This window comes from Coraliomargarita algicola (genome assembly GCF_033878955.1).
In the GTDB taxonomy this organism is placed as follows: domain Bacteria; phylum Verrucomicrobiota; class Verrucomicrobiia; order Opitutales; family Coraliomargaritaceae; genus Thalassobacterium; species Thalassobacterium algicola.
The window spans coordinates 4,899,676-4,923,720 of the sequence record NZ_CP138858.1 but is presented as its reverse complement, the minus strand read 5'-3'; the positions used below and the strand labels follow the sequence as shown (position 1 = coordinate 4,923,720).

General features: G+C 52.4%; 23 protein-coding genes. 7 read left to right on the top strand and 16 right to left on the bottom strand.

Annotated features, from left to right (window positions below):
• Positions 1 to 44 precede the first annotated feature (44 nt).
• The gene (locus SH580_RS20180; protein ID WP_319832619.1) at positions 45 to 728 is read left to right on the top strand and encodes a hypothetical protein; all 684 of its coding nucleotides are present in this window, start codon (positions 45 to 47) and stop codon (positions 726 to 728) included.
• 401 nt (positions 729 to 1,129) lie between these two features.
• Here SH580_RS20180 and SH580_RS20175 read toward each other — a convergent pair whose 3' ends face one another.
• Positions 1,130 to 1,894 carry a PEP-CTERM sorting domain-containing protein gene (locus SH580_RS20175; RefSeq protein WP_319832618.1) on the bottom strand — a complete coding sequence of 255 codons (765 nt, stop codon included), beginning with the start codon at positions 1,892 to 1,894 and terminating at the stop codon, positions 1,130 to 1,132.
• 175 nt (positions 1,895 to 2,069) lie between these two features.
• Here SH580_RS20175 and SH580_RS20170 point away from each other — a divergent pair, with 175 nt between their 5' ends.
• A complete protein-coding gene (locus tag SH580_RS20170) occupies positions 2,070 to 2,591 on the top strand; it encodes a hypothetical protein (protein ID WP_319832617.1) in 522 nt (173 codons plus the stop codon).
• Positions 2,592 to 2,620: 29 nt separating this feature from the next.
• On the opposite strand, the gene SH580_RS20165 is transcribed toward SH580_RS20170, so the two are convergent.
• Genes SH580_RS20165 through SH580_RS20155 form a run of 3 tightly spaced genes read right to left on the bottom strand, consistent with a single transcriptional unit; the run spans position 2,621 to position 4,812 of the window.
• Positions 2,621 to 3,088: a metallophosphoesterase gene (locus SH580_RS20165; RefSeq protein ID WP_345786235.1), complete on the bottom strand. Its 468-nt coding sequence runs from the start codon at positions 3,086 to 3,088 to the stop codon at positions 2,621 to 2,623.
• A complete protein-coding gene (locus SH580_RS20160) occupies positions 3,082 to 3,564 on the bottom strand; it encodes a hypothetical protein (RefSeq protein ID WP_319832615.1) in 483 nt (160 codons plus the stop codon). Before SH580_RS20160 ends, SH580_RS20165 begins: the two co-directional genes overlap by 7 nt.
• 18 nt (positions 3,565 to 3,582) lie before the next feature.
• Positions 3,583 to 4,812: an aminotransferase class V-fold PLP-dependent enzyme gene (locus tag SH580_RS20155; RefSeq protein ID WP_319832614.1), complete on the bottom strand. Its 1,230-nt coding sequence runs from the start codon at positions 4,810 to 4,812 to the stop codon at positions 3,583 to 3,585.
• Positions 4,813 to 4,943: 131 nt separating this feature from the next.
• Between SH580_RS20155 and SH580_RS20150 the strand changes: the two genes are divergently transcribed.
• On the top strand, positions 4,944 to 5,651 hold the full coding sequence (locus SH580_RS20150; RefSeq protein ID WP_319832613.1) for a hypothetical protein: 708 nt from the start codon (positions 4,944 to 4,946) through the stop codon (positions 5,649 to 5,651).
• A 12-nt stretch (positions 5,652 to 5,663) separates the two neighbouring features.
• On the opposite strand, the gene trpS is transcribed toward SH580_RS20150, so the two are convergent.
• The gene (gene trpS, locus SH580_RS20145; RefSeq protein ID WP_319832612.1) at positions 5,664 to 6,725 is read right to left on the bottom strand and encodes a tryptophan--tRNA ligase; all 1,062 of its coding nucleotides are present in this window, start codon (positions 6,723 to 6,725) and stop codon (positions 5,664 to 5,666) included.
• 160 nt (positions 6,726 to 6,885) lie between these two features.
• Between trpS and SH580_RS20140 the strand changes: the two genes are divergently transcribed.
• Positions 6,886 to 7,914 carry an alkaline phosphatase D family protein gene (locus SH580_RS20140; protein ID WP_319832611.1) on the top strand — a complete coding sequence of 343 codons (1,029 nt, stop codon included), beginning with the start codon at positions 6,886 to 6,888 and terminating at the stop codon, positions 7,912 to 7,914.
• A 3-nt stretch (positions 7,915 to 7,917) separates the two neighbouring features.
• Here SH580_RS20140 and SH580_RS20135 read toward each other — a convergent pair whose 3' ends face one another.
• Positions 7,918 to 8,694, bottom strand: coding sequence for a DeoR/GlpR family DNA-binding transcription regulator (locus SH580_RS20135; RefSeq protein WP_319832610.1), 777 nt, complete (start codon positions 8,692 to 8,694; stop codon positions 7,918 to 7,920).
• Between the two features lie 267 nt (positions 8,695 to 8,961).
• On the opposite strand from SH580_RS20135, the gene SH580_RS20130 reads away from it, so the two are divergent.
• Genes SH580_RS20130 through SH580_RS20120 form a run of 3 tightly spaced genes read left to right on the top strand, consistent with a single transcriptional unit; the run spans position 8,962 to position 12,871 of the window.
• Positions 8,962 to 9,708, top strand: a complete 747-nt coding sequence (locus SH580_RS20130) for an MIP/aquaporin family protein (protein ID WP_319832609.1) — start codon at positions 8,962 to 8,964, stop codon at positions 9,706 to 9,708.
• A gap of 31 nt (positions 9,709 to 9,739) precedes the next feature.
• The gene (glpK, locus tag SH580_RS20125; RefSeq protein WP_319832608.1) at positions 9,740 to 11,248 is read left to right on the top strand and encodes a glycerol kinase GlpK; all 1,509 of its coding nucleotides are present in this window, start codon (positions 9,740 to 9,742) and stop codon (positions 11,246 to 11,248) included.
• Between the two features lie 57 nt (positions 11,249 to 11,305).
• Positions 11,306 to 12,871: a glycerol-3-phosphate dehydrogenase/oxidase gene (locus SH580_RS20120; protein WP_319832607.1), complete on the top strand. Its 1,566-nt coding sequence runs from the start codon at positions 11,306 to 11,308 to the stop codon at positions 12,869 to 12,871.
• Between the two features lie 209 nt (positions 12,872 to 13,080).
• On the opposite strand, the gene SH580_RS20115 is transcribed toward SH580_RS20120, so the two are convergent.
• The 10 genes from SH580_RS20115 to SH580_RS20070 form a co-directional block, all read right to left on the bottom strand.
• Complete coding sequence (locus SH580_RS20115; protein ID WP_319832606.1) at positions 13,081 to 13,836, bottom strand: c-type cytochrome; 756 nt, start codon at positions 13,834 to 13,836, stop codon at positions 13,081 to 13,083.
• Positions 13,836 to 14,513: a cbb3-type cytochrome c oxidase subunit II gene (locus SH580_RS20110; protein ID WP_319832605.1), complete on the bottom strand. Its 678-nt coding sequence runs from the start codon at positions 14,511 to 14,513 to the stop codon at positions 13,836 to 13,838. Before SH580_RS20110 ends, SH580_RS20115 begins: the two co-directional genes overlap by 1 nt.
• Positions 14,513 to 15,979 carry a cbb3-type cytochrome c oxidase subunit I gene (locus SH580_RS20105; RefSeq protein ID WP_319832604.1) on the bottom strand — a complete coding sequence of 489 codons (1,467 nt, stop codon included), beginning with the start codon at positions 15,977 to 15,979 and terminating at the stop codon, positions 14,513 to 14,515. The genes SH580_RS20110 and SH580_RS20105 overlap by 1 nt, the downstream gene beginning before the upstream one ends.
• A gap of 98 nt (positions 15,980 to 16,077) precedes the next feature.
• A complete protein-coding gene (locus tag SH580_RS20100) occupies positions 16,078 to 16,299 on the bottom strand; it encodes a hypothetical protein (RefSeq protein ID WP_319832603.1) in 222 nt (73 codons plus the stop codon).
• 9 nt (positions 16,300 to 16,308) lie between these two features.
• Positions 16,309 to 16,620, bottom strand: a complete 312-nt coding sequence (locus tag SH580_RS20095; protein WP_319832602.1) for a hypothetical protein — start codon at positions 16,618 to 16,620, stop codon at positions 16,309 to 16,311.
• Between the two features lie 5 nt (positions 16,621 to 16,625).
• Positions 16,626 to 17,897 carry a hypothetical protein gene (locus SH580_RS20090; protein ID WP_319832601.1) on the bottom strand — a complete coding sequence of 424 codons (1,272 nt, stop codon included), beginning with the start codon at positions 17,895 to 17,897 and terminating at the stop codon, positions 16,626 to 16,628.
• 4 nt (positions 17,898 to 17,901) lie between these two features.
• On the bottom strand, positions 17,902 to 18,555 hold the full coding sequence (locus tag SH580_RS20085; RefSeq protein ID WP_319832600.1) for a c-type cytochrome: 654 nt from the start codon (positions 18,553 to 18,555) through the stop codon (positions 17,902 to 17,904).
• A 9-nt stretch (positions 18,556 to 18,564) separates the two neighbouring features.
• Positions 18,565 to 19,095, bottom strand: coding sequence for a DUF3341 domain-containing protein (locus tag SH580_RS20080; RefSeq protein WP_319832599.1), 531 nt, complete (start codon positions 19,093 to 19,095; stop codon positions 18,565 to 18,567).
• Positions 19,095 to 20,594 (bottom strand): NrfD/PsrC family molybdoenzyme membrane anchor subunit, encoded by a 1,500-nt coding sequence (gene nrfD / locus SH580_RS20075; RefSeq protein WP_319832598.1) that lies wholly within the window; start codon positions 20,592 to 20,594, stop codon positions 19,095 to 19,097. Before nrfD ends, SH580_RS20080 begins: the two co-directional genes overlap by 1 nt.
• 26 nt (positions 20,595 to 20,620) lie before the next feature.
• On the bottom strand, positions 20,621 to 24,034 hold the full coding sequence (locus tag SH580_RS20070) for a TAT-variant-translocated molybdopterin oxidoreductase (protein WP_319832597.1): 3,414 nt from the start codon (positions 24,032 to 24,034) through the stop codon (positions 20,621 to 20,623).
• Positions 24,035 to 24,045 lie beyond the last annotated feature (11 nt).

Genomic DNA, 24,045 nt, shown 5'->3' with positions numbered 1-24,045 from the left:
AATCTCACTTCAATATATCCCCTAAAATCAACATAAACTACATAATGAAAACTACATCCACACTACTCACAGCCATTGCGCTCATCGGCAGCGTATCATACTTGTCGGCGCAAACCATCTACAGCACCGACTACGACACCTTCTCCCCCTACAGCCAGAATGATTCAACTACTGCGACCGGAGTCACCTACACCTTCTCTGATAGTGGCAACACCAATGGACTCACAGGCGCAGCCTTGAGCTTGGAGTTTGATGCCAGTGCAGTGACAGATCCTGAACAATATGCACTCAACATGTTCACCAACCAACAAGCAACGGGCACCTTGGCAACCAGCGAAAATGCAGCAGACTACAACCTCGAATTTGATATATCGGCTCTGGGTCTAACCTCTTCACCCCAAACACTTTTGTTGGATGTCAGATTTGACGGAAACAGTGTCAATCAAACTGTGAGCAATCTCAACATAACTGACACGGGATTCACCCACGTATCACTCAACCTCGCAACGATCGGATTTACCACACTAACAGCTGCGAATATCAACAGCAGCCTATCGCTAAAGTTTTACACCTATAACAGTGGCGGAGTTGATAAGTTTGGCCGTGATGCGGGCAACGCAGTCTATGTGGATAATGTCACACTCACACAAATCCCCGAGCCATCTACTTTTGCAGCCATCGCAGGCCTGCTAGCACTGACTTCCATCATGATTCGACGCCGCAGCTAACAGTAGAAAACAGTTCAAAGTCTTAAAGACTTTTTCATATAGGGTTATTAGGGTAAGCCCCGTCGCGACAAAGCGACGGGGCTTTTTCATGCATCCAAGGTGAAGGTGTCAGTAGACTATTTCTTATCGACTTCTATCTGAAAGAACTCCTTCGTCCAATCAGACAGCATTGGAATATGTGCCCGCCAGATTTCAGTCTCTCCCTCATCAGATAATAATTCGTGGCTAGCCCCTGCCTCTATCCACGAATCAGGCTCTAAAGTATCGCTACGCTTAAGCTAATCCATATAAAAGTATACTGCTCTTCAACCGACGGGTATCATAGATACAAAAAAAAGCCACGGAGATAATTGATCCCCGTGGCCTTCGATTATAAAAGAGCTGTAATATCTGAAATACGACTAGAACCTACGTCGGCGTAGCGCCACAGTCGAAAACGCAACAATACCCAATAAGCATGCGTAAGTGGATGGCTCCGGCACCACAATGTCGGGCGTGAAGTCGAATTGAAATTCGCTTCCGTAGCCTGTAGCCGAACCCGCTACGATCACCTGAAAGCTACTGACATTTGCAATACTCTGAAAATTTGCAGCAGCCTGTGGATTTGCCTTATCTGGGTTCTCCCCTGCAGAATTAGTCAAGCCGATGAAACCAGGTGCGACCGGATACAACTCTACTAATTGCGTACCAGAGCTAAGTGTATATCCGCTAAAAGCAGCATCACTCACAGAAAATTGCTCTGAACTATCAATGTCAGCCACCTGCATCACAAAATCCAACTCAAGTGGAACCAAAAAATCGGAGTCTTGGTAAAAACTGAAAGTGTAGGTCGCTGAACGATTACTTCCGCCTTCAATCAAAATGCCGACACGATCGGAATGCCCTTGTCCAGTGGTGATACTGTGTTTTGTTAAATCCGAAGTAAAGCTATCGAGTGTCACCTGCAAATAGCCCGTAGATGTCGCCATTGTATCCGTATCCAACAAACTGAGTTCAAACTGAGCTTGCGCACCATTGACTGGCGTCACTACAGTGCCACCGGGCTCCACCGTGCCCACCGTCGGAGGCAGTACACCAACAATATTCATTTCAAATGCGGCCTCAACACTGCTGCACGCTGCAAGTGCTAATGTCGTGGTTGTAAGCGCTCGATTTATAAGTTTCATGCCCAAGTAAAATACGTAATTTAAACGAAATATAAATAGGTAATTACCCCTATATCCAAAATTGGTCAATCAAATTCGCCTTCACGTCCAACTAAAAGCGGTTTTTACAAGAATACAACCTAGCTGTGTATAGTTTAATTCGCCAAAACTCATAATTTCAGTATTTTCTCATCGTATGAAAGAAATGCTCATCAACATTTTCACCCATCCCTTGGTCATCGGCCTTTGTATAGGACTGATCGCAGCCTTAATCATCTGGTTGCGATCACTCGGAAAGCTACGTGCAGAACGTTCGACCACTGCGGCGCAAGCGGCCCAATTAAATCGAGAAATTGCGACATTAAAGGGACATCTCCACACTCAAATGGAGATTACCGCCAAGGGTAATGAATCCCTCAAGGAGGAACTGGTAGCTTTGCAGCAAACCAACCAAAACTTGAGTCAAACCATTGGTGCCTTAAAGCAAAAGCCCGGACGAGTGGAAATTCGCACCCTGCACCTATATGAAAAAGCGATTCGCGTGATGAACGCCAGGGCTCCGGGGTTCAGCTCGGCATGGGAGAGCGCAATCAACGAAGCGGAAGCTGAAATCAAACAAGAAGAATCCGGCATCGTTGGCTGGATTCGCAAACCTTTCATGTTTCGTCGGGCAGGATCGACCGAATTACTGGGAAATACTGAAAAAGTTGCAGATTAAGCGACTGCCATCTGTCAGTTCAAGCAGACTTAGCCGCAACGCAGCGTGTGTAAAGTCACCTCCGAGGGACAATTAATCCGAGCCGGTAGACCACTGGCCCCCGTGCCACGGCTGGTATATCCCTGAAGCGTACCTTCGGTCCAGGCCCCAGCGAGCAAATGACGCGGCGAACTGCCGTCATGCATCAGAATATGCCCTCCAGGCATACAGATTTGGCCACCATGCGTGTGACCGGCCATAAGAAAATCAATGCCATGCTCGGCCGCGAGGGCGTGAGTTTGCGGAGAGTGCGATAGTAATACTTTAGTCGCCTGCACGGGCACGCCTCTGAGCGCGCGCTCGAAGCTGTGCGTTTTATAAAAATTAGGATCGTCGATACCGATCAAATATAGCTCCGCATCACCTCGTCGGAGCACGACGTTTTCATTCAATAGAAAGCGTATGCCCGCTGCCTCCATCGCAGGAACTTTCGCCAAACTATCGTGATTGCCTAAGATCGCATATTTAGGCGCCTTGACATCGGAAACGATCTCAATCGTCGCCGCTGTCGCACCTGAATGATCCCCAAAATACAGGTTCGGAAGTCACCAGTCATGACCAGGCAATCATAGGCCAAAGGAGCGATCACTTGCTTCAGCTTCGCAGGAAAATCGGCATGTAAATCCGCATGCAAATCGGTGAGCTGAAGTATCGTATAGCCATCGAACTCAGGCGGAAGCTTGGCGAGATGCACCTCGCGGCGCACAACTTGAATATCAAAATAGTTACGAACAGCTCGGTTCCAAAAGCCGCTCATCTTCAAGCAGAAACGTATCACCGCATACGTATTAAACTTGTGCTCGAAACGAAAAATGCCCTTGCCCTGCCCCTCTCCCCGGCGTTCACGCATGTGTTTTTCCGCAGCCATACGCGCCGAAAACTCAGCCTCCCCTAGACGAGCGGCATACGATTTAAGTTCTTCATGAGAGGACATAGCAAACGATACGATTAATTATCCGAAGAAACGCTGCATTTTGGTGACAGCTGAGACTAAACGATCAACATCTTCAAAGTTATTGTAAAACGAAAAAGAGGCCCGGGCCGTAGCTGGCACGCCATAACGCTTCAACAGTGGTTGCGTGCAATGGTGCCCGGCTCTGACCGCAACGCCATCGGCGTCCAGGAAAGTCCCGATATCGTGCGGATGGATCTCATTAATCACAAACGAAAGAATAGAGGCCTTTTGCTGCGCGGTTCCTATAATACGCAAACCATCCACAGCGGAAAGCTTTTCAGTGGCATCGATCAGCAAGGCCTGCTCATGCGCAAGTGCTCCCGCACGATCGATGCGATTGACATAATCGATCGCTGCCGCGAGACCGATGACTCCTTCGATGTGAGGCGTGCCGGCCTCAAATTTACCAGGAATCCCCTTATAAGTCGTGCCATCGAAGTCCACCCGCTCAATCATATCGCCCCCGCTTTGATAAGGCGGAAAGCGCTCTAACCATTCACGCTTCCCCCAGAGGACGCCGACTCCCGTGGGACCAAAGACTTTATGCCCTGAAAAGACAAAAAAGTCGCAGCCCAGCTCAGCCACGTCCACCGGCATATGCGGCACCGATTGGCAGCCATCCAGCAGCACGGGCACTCCGCGCGCGTGCGCTTCTTGAATCAAAGCCTTCGCGGGATTGATAGTGCCCAAGGCATTGGAAACATGCACCATTGCGACCAGTTTAGTGCGCTCGCTAAGCAAGTCCGTGAACGCTTCCAAATCGAGCTCTCCGGTATCGTTCACCGGCACTACCTTGAGTATGGCGCCGGTCTTTTCGGCAGCGATTTGCCATGGCACAATATTGGCGTGATGCTCCATGTGGGTGATGAGAATCTCATCTCCCTCCGAAAGTTGAGTCTCTATAAAACCATGCGCCACTAGATTGATGCCCTCGGTCGCTCCGCGTACAAAAATAATTTCGTCGGGATCTGGCGCAGCAATAAACTGAGCCACCTTCGCGCGTGCAGATTCGTAAGCATCGGTCGCCTTCTCACTAAGATAGTGGACCCCTCGGTGAATATTGGAATTCTCCGCTCGGTAGTAGCGATCGATCGCCTCAATCACAGAGGCAGGCTTTTGCGAAGTGGCTCCGTTGTCCAAATAAGTCAAAGGCTTGCCCCGAACCTCAGAAAAGAGAATTGGAAAATCCGCGCGCACGCGGGTGTAATCAAATGTTGATGCAGTCATCACGCAAAGAACTGTCGCTTGTCGCGAAAGAATCTCAACTGAAAAGGTAAAAGAAGTCACAGCCTGCAATCCGGATACACCAAAATAATAAGACCAGCTCAGATAGAGTTGGCGTTTTTAGACGAATCCGCATGACTTATACGATGATCAACCGCAATGGAGGAAAGATACTGGCTATGCTAGTGGGGCTCACAGCCCTACTAGTCGCAGCGATACTAGGCCTTTCATTTTATCTCTCTAGTTCCAGTATTCATAGCCTGCTCACTGAGAATCATGAATTAAATAAGGCACTCACCAACCTAAGCCAAGAGGAGCAGATCGGCTTTGCCACTGTGATTTCACAGGAAACAAATGCCCTGGGGCAGCTGACCACGGTGCTGAAGTTTGTCCAAACTGCTGCTGGCAACCCCAAAGAGATCGTCGATGAGCACATTTATACAATCCAGGGCAATGTGGTGCATTTCGACGCCCTGATCGTGAAATTTAGCGATGCCAATGTGCGCGCTGGCAAAGAGCGAGCGCTCTACCTTTGGCGGCGTATCTACGGAGAGCAAACCGCACCCGATCAAGGCGAGCCCATCCAGATACCTGGCAACGCGCCCGAGCGCTATCATGCGATCAGCAGATCGTTGAAAGTGAAAGATCGCACAGTGTTTTGGGAGGCCATTTGGAGCCTCGCCAACGATCCCGAGCGCCTCAGCCAATATGGCATCACCGCGGTCTTCGGCAATGCGATCTACACACGCATGGAAACAGGCAAAGTTTACCTATTTAAGATCGGAGCGACTGGCCAGATCTACCCAGAAGTCGTCGACTTCGGAGGCGCATCAACAGAATAGAAAACATAAATTTTATCGCGGACGTTCCACAAAGCCGGCCTTACGATAGGCTTTACCCAGCACCTTGTAGGCGCGTTTTTGCGCGGCTTCGGCACCAGATTTGAGCACGCCTTCGAGATACGCTTTATCTTGGATCAAGTCGTGATACTTTGCTTGCACGGGTTCGAGCACGCTGATCACCGCGTCGGCGACTTCCTTTTTCAAGGTGCCATAGCCCTCTCCCTTCAGCGACTCTTCAATGTCGGCAACGGTGCGTCCGCTCATAGCGGAGTAGATCTGTAGCAGATTGGAAACGCCGGGCTTGTCGTCGCCGGCGACAATCTCACTACCAGAGTCCGTCACCGCGCTCATGATCTTCTTCTTAAGCTTGGACGGCTCGTCGAGGAGGTAAAGCGTAGCGTTTTGATTGTCGTCACTCTTCGACATTTTGCGCTCAGGGTCTTGTAGCGACATGATACGCGCGCCCTCTTTGGGGATGAACGCCTCGGGAATGGTAAAGGTGTCAGAGTATTTGTGATTAAAACGCTGCGCTAGATCGCGGCAGAGCTCCAAGTGCTGGCGCTGGTCGTTCCCCACGGGCACAGCGTCGGCATTGTAGAGAAGGATGTCAGCCGCCATCAGCACGGGATACATCAGCAGCCCAGAGTTGACCGAAGCGCCGGCGCGTGCGCCTTCGTGGGTAAATTTCAGGTCGTTCCCCTCCCCCACATTGAAGCCGAGCTTAGCGGCTTTTTCCTTAAACTGCGTCATGCGCTGCAAGTCGCCGATGGGTGTGATACAGCTGAGCAACCAAGCCAACTCGGTGTGTCCGATCACGTGCGACTGAACGAAGATATTTGAGCGCTCAGGATCTAAGCCGCATGCGATGTATTGGGCGACACACGACAGTGTATTTTTACGCAAATCTGTCGGCGTATAGGGCACCGTGATGGAATGCATATTAACGACACCGAAATAGCACTCGTAGTCGTCGAGCATCGTCGCCCAATTCTTAATGGCTCCAAGGTAGTTACCGAGAGTCAGTTGCCCAGTGGGTTGGGCACAGGTGAGAATGACTGGCTTTGCTTCGCTCATAGACATGCGATTGACGGCAGCGGCGGGCTGCTTGTCAATCCAACTTCTTCCGTAAAATGAATGAGTCTCTTCGCAAATCAACTTAGCGTCGTCGGCCGACTGTATCGCGTGTCGACATCTCCGAACTTGCCACCTATCCGAGATTATTCAGATTCGCGACATGCGCTCCTCCATGTACACTCTGCTCATCGCCACTTTTGCCCTCGCGCTCTCTTCAGCCTCAGCAAAATTCCCCGATAACTTCGACAGCCCGTTGGAAGTCATCGCCTTTGGCTCCTGCAATCGAGACGAGTTGCCACAGCCGCTGTGGCCCATCATTGCCGACCAGCAGCCCGACCTCTGGATCTGGGGTGGCGACAACATTTATGCAGACTGGTATGAGCGTCCAGACGGCCATAGGGAAAAATATAGTGTTAACCGTGAATGGATCACCAAGCGCTATGCCAGCCAGTATACCCATCCCGCTTACGCCGCGTTTCGCGCGAACACTCCAATCATTGGCACTTGGGACGATCACGACTACGGAAAGAACAACGCAGTCAGCACCTACCCGCTAAAGGCAATCACAAGGGACCTCGCGCTCAGCTTCATGGAGGTACCGATCAATGATCCTCGCTGGCAGCGCGAAGGCATTTATGGCGCTTACGACTTTGGCCCCGAGGGCAAACGCACCAAAATACTGCTGCTCGACAATCGCTACTTCGCCACCAGCAGAAAATCCGACCAGCCCGATTTACTGGGCGACACGCAGCGCCAATGGATTGAAAGAGCTCTCGCGCAAAGCACTGCAGATTTGCACATTTTCGTGAGCGGCACGCAAATCATCTCATCTGAGCATAAATACGAGAAATGGGCCGATTATCCCGCCGACCGCGAATGGCTACTCCAGCAGATCGCTCAAAGCCACAAACCCACCGTGCTCATTAGCGGCGACCGACACATTCACGAAATCTCCGTATTGGAAGACGACGCTTTCGATTTCCCACTGGTCGACATCACGTCCAGCGGACTCACTCATATTTGGGATACCTTCCCAGGCGAACCCAACCAATACCGTAATGGCGACGTTGCAACCGGACTTGGATTTGGACTGGTGCGAATTGACTGGAGCGGCTCAAAGCCCGCAGTTGAATTGCAAATTATCGATCAGACCGCCGAAGTGAGCAACTCGTATTCGATCACGTTTTAATGCTCATTTGTCACGCGGCAACTCCGCCACAATCACACGCATACCGGCACCCTCATATAATTTCAGTATTCCAGGATCCGCCCGATCATCAGTAACCAAAACCGAAAATTGGTTAATTTCGCCGAAAATAAAGGGACTCTTCTTTTCCAATTTGGTGGAATCACACACCACGCATACGTTCTCTGCGCGAGGAATCAGCCGTTCCTTCAAGACCGCCTGCCCGGGGTTGACCTCCGAAGCTCCCAGTAGATGGTGAAAACCATCCACACCGACAAAAAGCCATTTAATCACAAAGCGCTTCAGGGCATCCTCAGCCATTGCACCGACATAGGAACGAGAACGCTCTTCGTATGCACCACCCGTGCAAATTAAGTCATAGTTCGCCCGCCCCCCCAGAGCCACAATCACATGGTGCGCATTCGTCAAAACTGTCAGTGGCACGGCGGGCAGGTAATCCGTCATCGTCAGAACGGTGGAACTGGCATCTAGAAAAATCGTGTCATTGGGCTCAATCACTTGCACTGCCGCACGAGCTACAATCGATTTCTCGAAACGATTCATCGATTGACGCGCCGGTAGAGGCATATCGTGACGCGCATCGGTGATACGTGTCGCCCCTCCATGTATCCGAATCACACGTGCTTCCGCCGCCAAGGCCTCCAAGTCCTTACGAATGGTCTCGTTGGTCACTTCAAACTCTCGTGCCAACTCAATACTCTTCACTGATCCTTCCGCCTCTATCCGGCGTAATATGAATTCTTGGCGCTGTGCAGGTAACATTTTTTCGCAGATGTTTGAGATAAATAATCGAAAATGATATTGGAAATCCCAAGCAAATTACCTGTAAAACCTTGGAATTCAAAGATTTTTTTCTGTTTTGTAGCAACTAAGACCAATTTCAAACTAGATAAAATGGAGACAACAGTATAAATCGCAACTCAAATCATAACATAAATCACTATAAATAAATGACTTGCATAATATTTAGTTTCATTTTCAATAAACCACCTACCTCTTTAATAAAAACCCAAAAACCAAAATACCCCAATGCATCCTTATATTGCCGAAGCCCTCGGAACTGCTCTCTTGATTCTCTTCGGAAACGGAGTGGTCGCCAATGTTGTCCTCTCCAAATCCAAAGCTAATAATGGCGGATGGATCGTCATCGCACTCGGATGGGGCCTCGCCGTGGCACTCGCCGTGTATATCGTGGGTCGCGTATCCGGCGCACATATCAACCCAGCCGTCACGATCGGCCTGGCATCCATCGGCGCCTTTGAATGGGCCCTCGTCCCAGGCTACGTGCTCTCTCAAATTGTAGGCGCTTTCATCGGTTCGACACTGGTCTATCTCACCTTCTACGCTCACTGGGAAGAAACCGAAGACCCCGCACTGATCCTCGCTTGTCACAGCACCTCGCCTGCCATTCGTAAAATGGTGCCCGCCTTTATCACCGAATTTATCGGGACGATCATATTGGTCTTCTGTGTGCTCGCTCTCGGCAAAGTCGCCATGGGAGCCGACAGCACGCAACTGGCATGGGCAAGCACAATGGGCACCTGGTTCGGCCCCCTACTCGTCGGCGTGCTGGTTCTGGCCATCGGCCTCTCCTTAGGCGGCCCGACTGGCTATGCCATTAACCCGGCCCGCGACTTGGGACCACGTATCGCACATGCCCTGCTCCCGATCAAAGGCAAGGGCAGCTCCGACTGGGCCTACGCCTGGGTGCCCATTGTCGCGCCCATCCTCGGCGGCATCGCCGGCGCACAGCTCTTCGTCTTTTCCGCTCTATAATTCAACCCAAGCTCAACCCAAATACCATACCATGTCTCAAGAAAAATACATCCTCGCATTCGACCAAGGCACCACTAGCTCGCGCTCCATCATCTTCGACCACGACGGCAAAGTCGTCGCCGTCGCTCAGAAAGAATTTCAACAGATTTATCCCAAGCCAGGCTGGGTCGAGCACGACCCGATGGAGATCTGGTCCAGCCAAAGCGCCACCGCGGCCGAAGCCATTTCCCGCGCCGATCTCTCCTCCGACTCCATCGCCGCGGTCGGTGTCACCAACCAACGCGAGACCACCATCGTCTGGGATAAGCACACTGGCAAACCCGTTTACAACGCCATCGTATGGCAAGACCGTCGCACCGCAGACTACTGCCGCAAGCTAAAAGAAGATGGCATCGAAGCCATGGTCTCCGAAAAGACCGGCCTACGCCTCGACCCCTATTTCGCGGGAACCAAGGTGCGTTGGATTTTAGAAAACGTCAAAGGGGCCCGCGCAAAAGCCGAAGCGGGCGATCTGCTCTTCGGCACGGTCGACTCGTGGTTGGTGTGGCAACTGACTGGTCACAAGGTACACGTCACCGACATCACCAACGCCAGCCGCACCCTCTTCTACAACATCGACCAAGACGGCTGGGACGACGAACTGCTTGAACTTTTCAACGTCCCGCGCTGCATGTTGCCCGAAATCAAATCGTGCTCGGAAGTCTATGGCCACGTTGAGAAGAACCTCTACCCCGGAGGCGCGCCCATCGCCGGCATCGCGGGCGATCAACATGCCGCACTCTTCGGGCAAGCCTGCTTCGACCCTGGCATGGCGAAAAACACTTACGGCACAGGTTGCTTCTTACTCATGAACATGGGCGAGCAACCGATCCGTTCGAAAAATAACCTACTCACCACCGTGGCTTGGCGCATCGGCGACAAGACGGAATACGCCCTCGAAGGCTCCATCTTTATCGGCGGCGCCGTGGTGCAATGGATTCGCGACGAGCTCCAACTGGTCCGCACCGCACAAGAACTGGATGAACTAGCCGCCACCGTCGAAGATGCAGGCGGTCTCTTTCTGGTTCCCGCATTCGCCGGGCTAGGCGCCCCGCACTGGGACCCCTACGCGCGTGGCGCCGCAGTCGGCATCACACGTGGCACCAACCGCGCACACTTCTGCCGCGCAGCACTGGAGTCGATCGCCTTCCAAAGCGCCGACCTCATCACCGCAATGGAAAAAGACAGCGGCATTTCACTCAAAGAACTACGCGTCGATGGCGGTGCCTGTAAGAGCGATCCACTGCTTCAATTTCAAGCCGACCTCTTACAGTCCGAAGTCATCCGTCCGAAATGTATCGAAACCACGGCACTCGGCGCCGCTTATCTCGCCGGTCTCGCGGTCGGGTTCTGGAAGAGTCGCGACGCCATCACCAAGCGTTGGGAAAAGGACCACTCCTTCACCCCCAAACGTCAAGCCGAAGACATGGCTCCACTGACCGCAGGCTGGAACAAAGCCCTGGAACGCTCCAAAAACTGGGAAGACGAAGTCGACGAATAGGCCGCTGCAAAAGCATTCGTCCGCCACAGAAAACAAAATCTCCAACGAAAGAACATCATGAAAAGATCTATCTCACTCGATCGCGCACAAGCCCCCGACAAAGTCTTCGACGTCGTCGTGATCGGCGGCGGTGCCTCCGGACTCGGCGCCGCCGTCGACGCCGCCGCCCGCGGGCACAGCGTCGCCCTCTTCGAACAGGCCGACTTCGCCAAAGGCACTTCCAGTCGCTCCACCAAACTCGTCCATGGTGGCGTCCGTTACTTGCAACAAGGCAATGTCTCCCTCGTGCTAGAAGCACTGCGCGAACGTGGCCGTCTCACTCAAAACGCGCCACACCTGGTGCACTCGCAGTCCTTCGTCATCCCGAATTACTCTTGGTGGGAAGGCCCCTTCTACGGCATCGGTATGAAGGTGTATGATCAACTCGCCGGCAAACTGGGGCTCTCGCCTTCGCGCCACCTCAGTAAGAAAGAGACTGTCGACCTAATCCCCACTGTGGAGCAAAAAAAACTCGTCGGCGGCGTCGTGTATCACGACGGCCAGTTCGATGATTCACGACTAGCCGTCAATCTGGCACAAACCGCGGAAGAACTCGGTGCTGCCATGCTCAATTACTGCCGCTGCGTCGGATTGGTCAAAGAGAACGACGTTGTATCCGGAGTTGAAATACACGATATCGAAAACGACACAAAGTTCACCGTGCGCGGCAAGGCCGTGATCAATGCAACGGGTGTCTTTGTCGACGACCTGCGTAAAATGGATGAGCCGCAATCCAAGGGCATTATCTCTGTCAGCCAAGGCATTCACATCGTGCTGCCTAAAAGCTTCCTCCCCGGCAATGCCGCGATCATGATTCCCAAAACAGCCGATGGCCGCGTGCTCTTCGCCGTGCCATGGCATGACCATGTCATCGTAGGCACGACCGACACACCGCTCGACACTCACAGCCTCGAACCCCGCGCACTCGAAGAAGAGCGCGACTTCGTGCTCACCCACGCCTGCAAATACTTGGCCAAAGATCCGAAACCTGAAGACGTGTTGAGCATCTTCGCCGGACTACGCCCGCTGGTGAAAGCTGGCGACGGATCCGACACCGCAGCCCTCTCACGCGATCACAGCATCATCGTCAGCGGCAGCGGCCTCATCACCTTGACAGGTGGTAAATGGACCACTTACCGCAAGATGGCCGAAGATGTGATCGAGCAAGCCGAAACCTTGGGTGGACTCGACCACAAGCGTTGTCAAACCGAGGAGATGCAAATCCATGGATGGACACGTGCCGCGGCCCCCTCCAGCAATCTAGCTAGCTACGGATCCGACGCACTACGTATACAAGATTTGATCAAAGAACATCCCGAACTCAGCGAAAGAATCCATCCGAAGCTACCCTATCAACAAGGCGAAGTCGTCTGGCATGCCAGAGAAGAAATGGCCCGCAGCGTCGAGGACGTGCTCGCACGCCGCACACGCGCGCTCCTACTCAACGCCCGCGCCTCCATCGAAGCCGCCCCTGTAGTCGCCAAAATCTTAGCCAAGGAACTCGGCCGCGATGCAGCATGGGAAAGCGAACAAATTAAAAGCTACACCCAACTCGCCCAAGGTTATATCTTTCCCACTAGTTAGAGCCCTAGGGCAGCTCGATTAACGGTTTAAGAAATTATGTAGATTTAAACTGCCGATAAGGTGAAACGAAGCAATCATGTCTTAACCTGTCAGCAAACTGCTGAGGATTGGCTCTTCAGCAAGAAACGGGATGGCAAACGTCATCCCCACAAGTAACAAAATCCACACGCACGGTAGCGAGGCTGTTAAGCCCCGCTACCGTTTTTTTTTTAGTGCGCTGCAGCACTGCTCTCTTCTGCAGCGGGTGCGGCGGCTTCAGCTGCGGGAGCCGCGGCTGCTGGAATTGGGCCGAGACCTTCTTTCAATTCATCTGCGGTCCATGGAGTGGAACGTGCACTGTAGGTCGCAGTATAATCGGCTACCATTTGAACAGTGACCTCAGATGCATCGTTACCCCAAGATTGACGGATGTAGGTAATGACACCGGCAATGTCTTTGTCGCTGAGCGCCAGACCACCCGGTCCAAAAGCAGGCATGTTACCGTTATAGGTATTACCCTTCACCTCAATCTTACCGTTCAGACCGTTGATCAAGATACGTGCGGTGACCTCTGGGTGTTCAGTCACCCAAGTCGAGCCGGCCAATGGTGGATAGACCCCAGGCACCCCATTACCTTCGGCTTGGTGACAAGCGACACATTGACTACGAAACACTTTGGCACCGCGGTCATATAGCGAAATTTCAACCGCCTTAGGCGCTCCAGCGGCCGGGTTGAAGTGTGGTGAAAAGGCGTTGGCCTGAAAATTCCCTGAATACTCGACTAGATACACCCCACCCCAAAAGCAAAGCGCGGCAAATACGAACATGAGGAAGATCGGCACAGGTGAAAAGCCTTCATGCGGCTCTTCTTTTTCACGCATGAGCTGCGCATGCACATCCTGCATGTGCTCATCCTGCATAGCAGCCTTTTCCAGAGCCTCGCGGCTGTTAGAATTGGAACCGGAATTGTGTTCGTGGTCGCTCATTATTCGCTGATCGGTGCCTCTGGGAGACTGTAATTAATTTTGAGGCTCAGTAGATATTCAACTAAGGCTTTGGCGCGACGTGTTGGCACGACCTCGTAACCTGCCTCTGGTGCATACTTGGAATCCGGTGGAAACTTGAGTGCATCCGCGGAAGCGGTGCCATCGATTTCACGCAGTTCATACAAAAATGCAAATGGAGGCATCGTAGAACCTTCGGATGTGATTTGTGGATTGTAGAGGTGTAAATGGTGCCAGTCGCGGCCACCTTGTTGGAAGATACGCCCCCCCACATTGGCCAAATCAGGCCCGGCACGCATCGTGCCTAGTAAAACACGATCCTGGGTGATGTAATCACGGGCTACAGTTTGACGCGAGCCCCAACCACGGTCGATATCTGCACCGAATCCAGAACGACGAATTTGTTGAGTATGGCAATAGATACAGCCCATCGAGATGTAGACGTCTTTGCCTTGTTGCTCGATGCCGCCTGGCATGGCGGGGAAAAGAGTCTCTCCTTCTGGCATGACCAGAACAGTCGGATCCTCGTCCGAAGGCACTAATGTTTCAGTCGTGCGAGTCAGACTGCCGAGTTGAATGTGACTACTCAAGATCAGCCCGGTAAACGAAAAGGCCAATGCAAAGAAGATGCCGCAAAAAAGTAATGGTAAGTTTTTCATTAAACGATGCCTCCTTCCTTAGAATCATCGAGGAGGGTCGGACCTTGCTTGGCGCGAACAGCACCGGCAGCAAACAGCATCCAAGCGATATTAATAGCAAAAGCGATGTGCCCGATGGTGAGCATGACTCCGGAAATGGAACGCGCTTTTAACCACGGGATGGTATTTTGAACAGTTTCGAGAAAAGGAATCTCCGCATTGTTCATTTCAAGGCCTTGAATCCAGCCACCTGTTTGCAGGGCGACCACCATGACAGTGATACCGATCGCAGAGGCCCAGAAATGGATCTTGATCAAGGAAGCGGAGGGCCACTCACGCTTGAGTAAGCGGGGCATCATATAGTAGACGCCGCCGAACATAATCATGGTGAAGAAGGCGTAGACGCCGTGGTGAGAGTGCCCGACCGTGAAATGTGTAAAGTGTGTCACTTCATTGACGGAGCGCAAGGCCATGGCCGAGCCGGTCAGACTGACCAATGTATAGGAAATCGCACCAAAGACGATGAAACGTAGCGTCGGGCTGCGCCAAACTTCTTTGTGCAGGCCGACCACCGACATGTGGTGGTTAATCCCGACCACGATGACTGGAATCACCATCATCACCGAAGCTACGATACCTGCAGAAATCAACCAAACCGGAATCGGACCCCCAATCAAGTGGTGCACCCCAGCCCAATTGTAAAAAATGGCCAAGGCCCAGAAGCCGAGCACGGACAAGTAGTAAGAATAGATCGGCCGGCCCAGCACTTTCGGAATCAAATAATAAGCGGTGCCAAGCGCCATGGGTGTGAGCCAAAGCCCCAGCACATTGTGCGCGAACCACCAATTAGTCACCGATTGCACGACACCACGTGCGGGGAACCAGATGATCATGGTTTGAGCGATGACATAGAGCCACGGGAACCAAAACAATGCGGCCAGGATATACCACTGCGACACGTAGACGTGCTCGCCTTTACGGAAGCGAAAGGCCAATACCCCCCAGACACCGATCAATGCGTATGAAATCGCCAGCAAGGGTGTCGCGTAATGAGGGATCTCCAGCCATTCAACAGAAGTGATATCTCCCTTCAGAATGCCAAAGATACCGACAGTCAGGCCGATATTCCAAAAGATACCAGCGATCAGCAGAATCCCCTTGTGATTGATCGGCGCACGACAAAGACGCGCCATGATCCACAAACCTACCGCGAAAATAATATTATTCCCCCACCCGAGTGCCATCGCGTTTAAGTGAGCCGAGCGCACGCGACCAAAGGTCAAAAACTCGTAGGTGCTGGCAAAATCTGGCTCGTGCGCTTTAAAGGCTGCGAGTAAGGCAAACACAGTGCCAATCAGCAACCAGGAGACTGCTGATATGACAAAGAATAAAGAAGCTGAACGAATCGAAGCATCGATTGCGCTCAATTCCGCCCGCACAGCTAAGCTGTTTGATGAATACGGACTTTCGTTGGATGAGTTGGACATTAGGTGAATTAAAAATTGGGAATTAAGAATTCGGAAATTAAGAATGCTCGAATTAACGAATTAAATTAAACAACAACCTAATTCGTAATTCTTAATTCCTAATTATCTCTGTTCTTATTTTTCTTCTTATTCTTGGTTGGAAAAGAGTCGGAAACTTGGCCTTCCGGCTCCTCATCAGTAAATATAACTTTGGCTTGGGAATCGAAATTGCGCAGTTGGCCTTTTTTAGCCGACCAATACAGCATACTCACTGCCACAATGAAGAAAAGAACTCCTAGAGTGATCAGTGGCAGTATGCTGGTATAGCTATCGACGTCCATACCAGTCAATTATTCGGCGCCGTCCGCCTCCTGTGCCGCTTGGGTGTAAGCAGCCACGGTCAATTCCATCGCATCCGCGATAGGAATTGCCACAGTGCCCGCTTCTGCATTGATGACTTTATAGCTGCTGAGCTTTTCCAAGCCCGCGGCGCGCGCCTCATCGGCCTTAGCCTGACGATCGATTCCGGCCTGTGCATTGACCGGCTCCGGACGATTCGGCAAATAAGCGACGAAGAGAATAAGGCCGAAAATCAGGATTGCGCCCAGACCTCCGAGGAAGGAAAGCAATGAATTGCTCTTGGATACTTGAGTTGCTGACATCGTGATTACTCGCTGTAGTTAAGAGATTTAAGGATGTTAGGGTCGCGAACAGGAATCGGCTCGGCCTTCCCCATGCTACGGCACATTGCGAAGATGAAGATGCCTCCGACACCGATCAGTGCGGCGATATCGTATGGTGAGATCGAAAACTGGCGGACGAGATAGCCGGGTCCATGATCCGGTGTCACCATCTTGCCGGGAACGATGTTCCAGTAGAGATCGAGTACATGGAAGGTTAGAATCCAACCCGCCACAATGACTGTGCGCCAGACGACCACCTTGGTCTTATACCAAAGTAGCAATAGGAATGGAGTCAGGAAGTGGCCGAAAATCAAGCCCATGCTCACCCACCACCAGCTGTTGCGAGTGCCGTCGAAGTTCATTTCACGGATATTATACCAGAAGGTTTCTTCCGGAATATTCGCACTGTAGATGAGGAAATACTGTGAGAAGCTAATATAGGTCCAGAAAATGGTAAAGGTCAGCATCAAGCAACCGAGGTCGTAACGGTGCGATTGCTTGAGGATGCCCTTCAGGTATCCCTTCCAAGACAAGATCACACAGAGAATCAACAATGTGCTGATCGCGGCACGCATGCTCGCAGCGAAGAACCAGACACCATACATGGTGGAGAACCAGTGGTATTCGAGTGACTTAAACCAGTCGATCGCACCAAGAGTCATCGCAATCGAGGTCAAGAACAGTCCCAAAGACGACAGACGACGTGCTTTGTGGGTATTATTAATATCCCCGGTCGTATCCGTGTCGAAAGACCAGCGGCGCAAGAGCCCCGAAACTAGAATAAAGACGCCGAAAATACCAATCGCACGAATCGCGAAGAAAGGAATGTTCAGGAATGGCGACTTCCACTGATAAAGCGGATCTTCACCGACCGTGCCGTGGCCTGGCAAGGCGTTGTGACCATCCATCCACTTCCAGAGCAAACCTGGATTCTCGTGCAGGAATGGAATCGCCAAGAGTGGCAAGAACAGGACCAGCAAGTAAGGAAAGGCCGCCATACCATGCTCACATTGGCGACGGATGATCGTCGGCCAGCGGGCATGGAAGACATACCAGATTTGCGTCAAGAAAAGCATCCCGATGGCGATCGAGAGCCAAAAGCCGATGCCGATGAGCCAGCTCATGATAGGACGCACGTCACCGTCGTCCCACCCCTGCTTGAAACCGAAGAGTGCAATAACGATGCCGACGATGCCGACAACCAGAGCGATTAGCCCTACGTTACTACCTTTGGAGTTAGTTGTATCCGAACTCATATAATTAAAATCCCAACTCTGTGCGTTGTACGGAGGTCAGCTCTTCGACATTCGCGTTTTGCGAAAGTTGTAGAGCGCGAACATAAAGGACAATGGCCCAACGTTCTTCTGGTGAAATACGATCATTGAAAGGGAGCATCAGCCCTTTACCATTAGTGATGACATCGAAAATGTGACCATCCTCGACGGAGCGCAGACGAGCATCATGATAGCTGGCTGCGAGCACTCCGTATGGCTTGGTCACTCCATTACCATCACCGGCAGCGCCGTGACATGCGGAACAAAAGATGTCATACTTTTCTTTACCCTGCTGGATCAGCTCGTAGCTAACTTCGACGGGGATCTTTTTAACAAGCGAACCATCGGCATTCTTACCTTGGTTGAAGGCAGTATCACCGAGGCGAGTGTCTTCGAAGTCTTCGGAGAACACTTCGACTTGGTTGAAGTAATTACCACGAGCGACTGTGCCTGCGGGCACAGAGCGATCGTTGCGGCCATCGGCGAAAAATTCATTTTCTGCCTGTGGCTTATAACGCGCCTGGCGATCCATATCAGGAAAGACCTCCAGTGGCGGCTTGGTGCTGATCGAGCCGCGAAAACCGAGAATCGATACCGCTGCGATGATCGCAAAAACATAAATGGTTAAGAAGATACGCATGATGATGTCCTAGGCTGAGACCTCCTCAATGTCGGTTCCACCAATCTCTTCGAGAAATCGGCGTGTGGCGACAGGATCGTATTGACCATCGCGAGCTTCGATCGCGATGACGAGACGGTCTCCGGAGACTTCCAGAAACTTGTCACTGTTAAAGAGTGGGTTGTAGTGCTGCGGGAGCAAATTGGTGATAAACATGCCGCCCAGAGTGCCGAATGCAGAGAGCAGAATAGTCAGCTCATACATAATCGGGAACGGGAAGACGGGACTGAAGAATGGCTGCCCCCCCACGATGAGTGGATAGTTAAATGCATTCATAAACCACACAATCGTCATGCCCAAAGTGAAACCACTGACGCCACCACAAAAGGTGAAGACAGGCACTTTAGAGCGTGGCTGGCCTTGTGCAGCAGGCATACCGTGAACAGGGAACGATGAATACGTGTCCCACTTTTTGTAACCGGCATCCCGCACCTTTTCTGCCGCGTGGAAGAAAGCTGGTGTATCGGGAAAGCTCGCGATGATTCCGTATGATTCAGACATTAGTGATGGTCTCCTTTCGCGTCACCGTGGTGACCATGTGGGTCGGCGGCTGGCATTACGAATTTAACTTCCGCAATCGGCATGAGTGGGAGGAAGCGTAGGAAAAGAAGGAAAAGGACGCTGAAGAGGCCGAAGGTGCCAAAGAATGTCAGGATATCGACCATTGTTGGCGAGTAGTAACCCCAGCTGGAAGGCAGGAAGTCATTGGCCAGCGATGTGACGGTGATCACGAAACGCTCGAACCACATCCCCACGTTAATGAAGATCGACATGACCCAAACCAAAGCCCAGTTCTCGCGAACTTTCTTAAACCAGAACAACTGTGGCGTGAATACGTTGCAGCTAAACATCATCACATAAGCCCACCAGTATTGACCAAAGGCACGATTGATGAAGGCGAAGCTTTCATATGGGTTGGCGCCATACCAAGCGATGAAGAACTCCATGATATAAGCGTAACCGACGATCGAGCCAGTGCCCAAGCAGATCTTACACATATTGTCGATGTGACGCTGTGTGATCAGATCGTGCATGCCATAAAGTGCACGCAATGGGAGCATCAGCGTCAGCACCATACCGAAACCGGAGAAAATCGCACCTGCCACGAAATATGGTGGGAAGATGGTCGTGTGCCAACCAGGCAAGACCGCCAAGGCAAAGTCGAACGAAACGATCGTGTGCACGGAAAGAACCAGTGGCGTGGAGATACCGGCCAGAATCAGGTAGGCCATTTCATAGTTGCGCCAGTGATTACCCGCATTGCGCCAGCCCATGGCGAAGATCGCATAGAAGTTTTTACGGAAAATATCCATGCCCTTGGCCAATGCCCCCGCACCTTCGTAGGCGTTCTTTTTGAGGCGTTGCACCGCACGGTCACGCAGCACGCTCAGGTCAGGAATCATTCCCATATACCAGAAGAGCACAGAGACGGTGCCGTAGGTGGAGACCGCAAACACGTCCCACTCCAGTGGCGAACGGAACTGAGGCCAGATACCATTGGAATTAGGAATCGGGAAGAGCCACCAGCCGAACCATACACGACCGACGTGGAAGAGCGGAAAAATACCCGCACAGACCACCGCGAAAATGGTCATCGCTTCCGCCGCTCGATTAATCGAGGTCCGCCAGCCTTGTTTCAACAAACAAAGCACCGCGGAGATCAGTGTGCCGGCGTGGCCGATACCGATCCAGAAAACGAAGTTAACAATCGCCCAGCCCCAGTTGATCGGATTGGCCAAGCCCCAGACCCCGACACCGGAGCTGACGAGCCAGAGCAAGCCGAGGCCTGTGAAGGACGCTGTCATGAGCGCAACCGCCATACAAATCCACCACCATGTGGGGGTCTTTGTCTCGACGATGCGGCAAATCTTGTCAGTTACCCAGTTGAAGTCACGGTTGTTCGTAACGAGGGGCTGTTCTTGGAGCTCAGCGGGCTGCACTTTGGCCAACAAAGCGGCCTGTGTAGCATCCATTGAACTATCTTGAGTAGTCGTAGCCATTTGAATCGGTTCGCAAGTGTTAGAGATTAGTGAGCGGCAGGTGCGGCTTCATGTTGATGAGAGGAGTGATCGTCGGCACCATGTGCATCGTGGCCGGGAGTCGCGTGTGCATCGTGCGCGCCGTGGGCATCGCCGTGTCCGGCTCCATGGTCGCCCCCGCTGCCGTGGCCGTAACGCTCATCGTATTGAGCATAGGCATATGGCTTCTTGTATGCATCGGGCATCTTTGGATTTGGATTGCGCAAACGTGCCAAGTAAGTGGTGCGTGGGCGTGCATTGAGGTAGCCCAAGACAGAGTAATTACGATCACTCGCCTTGATTTTCGACACCTCAGAGTTAGCATCCGAAACGTCACCAAAAGTGATCGCATCGGTCGGGCAAACTTGTTGGCAAGCCGTCTTGATTGTGCCGTCGGCAATCTTGATATTACCCGTGGCACCCGCAAGACGCTTTTGCTCGATCTTGGCGGACTCGATACGCTGTGTGCAGTAAGTGCATTTCTCCATCACACCACGCATACGCACAGTGACATTTGGATTCTTTTGCATCTTATGCAGTTCTGGCTCGTCGACCGGACCGAGTGGGCCCTTATAGACTTCGCCGATCTGACGCTTATTCCAATCAAAGAAGTTGAAGCGACGCACCTTATAGGGGCAATTATTCGCGCAGTAACGAGTGCCAACGCAACGATTGTAAGCCATGGTGTTGAGGCCTTGAGTGTCGTGAACCGTCGCATTCACAGGGCAAACCTGCTCGCAAGGTGCATTTTCACAGTGCTGGCACATGACGCTCATGAAAGAGACCTGCACATCCTCGGGAACTTCCGTCTGGTCGTATTTTTCAGCCGAGAAATAACGATCGATACGCATCCAGTGCATTTCGCGACCACGCAGGACTTGGTCTTTACCGACGATAGGAACGTTGTTTTCACTTTGGCAGGCGACCACACAAGCGGTGCACCCGGTGCAACTGTTCAAATCAATCGCCATCCCCCACTGTTGAATATCGGGATATTCTTTGCGTGCCTCTTCGCCCTGCCAAACTTTAACATTGGGCGCAGGATCAGCAAAGCTGGGGTGCTTGTAGGCTGAGTTACCACGGAACTGACCAACGGACTTTTCTTGCAGCGACTTGCCCGCATCCTTACCGTAATTGGCAGGTGCATGTGACTCGACGCCCATCTTGTTGGCAAATTCAGGGTTCTTCTTATAGTAATCGACATTACCCTCGCGAACGATCGCGCGGCCTTCCATCGACCAGTGCTCCTGTGTATTAGCCAGTGGGCTGACTTCGGAAGTCAGTTGCAAGGCAGCTCCGGTGGCGACACCCAGTGCATCCGAAGAGCGCACTGCATAGGCATTAAAACCAACGCCAGCACCCACGCGACCGACCACTTCACGACCTAAGCCGAGTGGCAACACGACTGTGTAATTCGCCATACCAGGCACGACGTGAATGGGGCCCTTAACGGTGCGGCCATTCAGAGTGAGCTCGGCGACAACCGCTTGTTCTTTGCCGCGTTTGAACTCTGCCTTATTGGTTTGCAGCATCCCCTTCGCGCCCTCGAAGAACTCACTGTCCTTATTCATGGGCTTCTTGCTAGGGAAAATTTGGATGCCTTGCTGCTCTTCCAACTCTTTAGCAAGACGTGGGCTGATCAGGATCGCATTGTCCCAGGTCAGCTTGGTCATTGGGTCCGGGCACTCCATCATCCAACCATTGTTGGCGTAACGGCCGTCCCCGGCATGCGAACTCGCCGCAAAGCGCACGTCCAACTTGGAGGCGCTGAGTTCAGGCGCTTCGATTTCCGCAGCAAGCACGGCTGCGCTAAGATCCGCAGCGCCTGTCTTAACAGACTTGAATGCAGACCCGTCGAGCACACCATCGCTGAGGAATTTGTTAAAGTCACGACCACCTTGAGCCTTGAATGTGGCTTGCACGATGGCATACGCATCCGTCGTAGACGCACCGGCTAGACGCGCCAACAGCTCCAACTCACTAAAGGTCGGGAATAGCGGCTCGATCATCGGCTGCACAGGCACCAAGGTACCATCAAATGTGCGGCCATCCCCCCAGGATTCGAGGTAGTGAGATGCGGCGATCACCAAACTAGCGGCCTTCGCCGTTTCGTTCTTTTCGATACCGAAGTAAATGCTTTCGGCCGCCTTCGCTTGCGCTGCGGCCCAATCGAGATCGACCGGTGCACTGAAAACAGGGTTGCCACCAAGAATCACCAAGGTCTCAACATCGCCCTGATTCAAGCGCGCGACAGCATCGGCAATGCCCGCTGCGGCATCGGGCACAGACAGGTATTTGACAGGTGCAGACAACTTTTCATTGATCGCAATCACGATCGCATGCACCGACTGGGGCAGGTGCTCACCTGCCACAACGATCGCATGGCCCTGATTGGCAGCCAAATCGGAAGCGCACTCCTCGACCCACTTCGCATCGACGTGGAGTGATGCCGCAGCCTGCTTGGCACTCGCTGGAAGACTGACGCCCATAGCGAGGGCGACTTGCGCGATGAAGGCGCCCATTTGACTGCTGCTTAGACGCAAACGGTGATCCGCCATCGAGCCAGTCGAAGTCAAAGAACTTTCGACCGCATACAGGCGGCTCATCTTGCTCGCATCCTTCGAGTCCTGCACCTTGCGGGTCTTGACGAAGTCACGAGCCAGACCGATCGATGCATCGGCATTCAAAAGGAAATCGGCATCCAGCGACAGCACACGCTTGGCCTTGCTAAACTCTGGGATCGAACGCAGCGTTTGTCCGAAGACTGCCTTGGCAGCTTGCTCCGAAGTGCTCTGATCGATGGCCGTGTATTCAGTCCAAGTCGCCTTAGGGAAAGTTTTCTTAATCTGCGCGACCAGTGCGGCACGACTCGGCGAAGTGCTCGGCTCAGCCAAGAAGACCAGACCTTGGCCGTCGTCGGCAGCATGCGCCTTGTTGATGGCAGCGAGGCGATCACGTACCGCAGTTTCGCTGACACTGCTCTTGGTCGCACGATCCGGATCATAGAGATCCAAAATGCTCGCCTGAGTGTAAACCGAAGTAGCGCCGCCGTATGGCTTGTAGCTGGGATTACCTTCAATCTTAGTAGGACGCCCCGTATGCGTCTCAACGATCACAGGCACATTATCACGTGCACCGGGCTGCGAGGAAGTGTAATAGACCGGCACACCAGGAATCACATTCTCCGGCTGCTTGGAATACGGAAGGATTGTTTGCTCGGGACGACGGCAACCTGCCATCCCCAGACCGGCAAGGCCAAACGATGCGGCCATAACCTTCATAAATTGACGGCGATTGACACCTTCCATCTCGGAGGCACCTGCGGGAAACTCGCGCTCCACCCATTCCGAAAAGGCGGGTGTTTCAGCAAGATCGTCGAGGCTCTTCCAATAGCGAGGACCTGAAAATTCAGAGTTATTCATAGCTCAAATAA

Coding starts and splice junctions, on each gene's coding strand:
- SH580_RS20180 (WP_319832619.1), top strand. CDS start 45: ATGAAAACTACATCCACACTACTCACAGCCATTGCGCTCATCGGCAGC.
- SH580_RS20175 (WP_319832618.1), bottom strand. CDS start 1,894: ATGAAACTTATAAATCGAGCGCTTACAACCACGACATTAGCACTTGCA.
- SH580_RS20170 (WP_319832617.1), top strand. CDS start 2,070: ATGAAAGAAATGCTCATCAACATTTTCACCCATCCCTTGGTCATCGGC.
- SH580_RS20160 (WP_319832615.1), bottom strand. CDS start 3,564: ATGTCCTCTCATGAAGAACTTAAATCGTATGCCGCTCGTCTAGGGGAG.
- SH580_RS20155 (WP_319832614.1), bottom strand. CDS start 4,812: ATGACTGCATCAACATTTGATTACACCCGCGTGCGCGCGGATTTTCCA.
- SH580_RS20150 (WP_319832613.1), top strand. CDS start 4,944: ATGACTTATACGATGATCAACCGCAATGGAGGAAAGATACTGGCTATG.
- trpS (WP_319832612.1), bottom strand. CDS start 6,725: ATGAGCGAAGCAAAGCCAGTCATTCTCACCTGTGCCCAACCCACTGGG.
- SH580_RS20140 (WP_319832611.1), top strand. CDS start 6,886: ATGCGCTCCTCCATGTACACTCTGCTCATCGCCACTTTTGCCCTCGCG.
- SH580_RS20135 (WP_319832610.1), bottom strand. CDS start 8,694: ATGTTACCTGCACAGCGCCAAGAATTCATATTACGCCGGATAGAGGCG.
- SH580_RS20130 (WP_319832609.1), top strand. CDS start 8,962: ATGCATCCTTATATTGCCGAAGCCCTCGGAACTGCTCTCTTGATTCTC.
- glpK (WP_319832608.1), top strand. CDS start 9,740: ATGTCTCAAGAAAAATACATCCTCGCATTCGACCAAGGCACCACTAGC.
- SH580_RS20120 (WP_319832607.1), top strand. CDS start 11,306: ATGAAAAGATCTATCTCACTCGATCGCGCACAAGCCCCCGACAAAGTC.
- SH580_RS20115 (WP_319832606.1), bottom strand. CDS start 13,836: ATGAGCGACCACGAACACAATTCCGGTTCCAATTCTAACAGCCGCGAG.
- SH580_RS20110 (WP_319832605.1), bottom strand. CDS start 14,513: ATGAAAAACTTACCATTACTTTTTTGCGGCATCTTCTTTGCATTGGCC.
- SH580_RS20105 (WP_319832604.1), bottom strand. CDS start 15,979: ATGTCCAACTCATCCAACGAAAGTCCGTATTCATCAAACAGCTTAGCT.
- SH580_RS20100 (WP_319832603.1), bottom strand. CDS start 16,299: ATGGACGTCGATAGCTATACCAGCATACTGCCACTGATCACTCTAGGA.
- SH580_RS20095 (WP_319832602.1), bottom strand. CDS start 16,620: ATGTCAGCAACTCAAGTATCCAAGAGCAATTCATTGCTTTCCTTCCTC.
- SH580_RS20090 (WP_319832601.1), bottom strand. CDS start 17,897: ATGAGTTCGGATACAACTAACTCCAAAGGTAGTAACGTAGGGCTAATC.
- SH580_RS20085 (WP_319832600.1), bottom strand. CDS start 18,555: ATGCGTATCTTCTTAACCATTTATGTTTTTGCGATCATCGCAGCGGTA.
- SH580_RS20080 (WP_319832599.1), bottom strand. CDS start 19,095: ATGTCTGAATCATACGGAATCATCGCGAGCTTTCCCGATACACCAGCT.
- nrfD (WP_319832598.1), bottom strand. CDS start 20,594: ATGGCTACGACTACTCAAGATAGTTCAATGGATGCTACACAGGCCGCT.
- SH580_RS20070 (WP_319832597.1), bottom strand. CDS start 24,034: ATGAATAACTCTGAATTTTCAGGTCCTCGCTATTGGAAGAGCCTCGAC.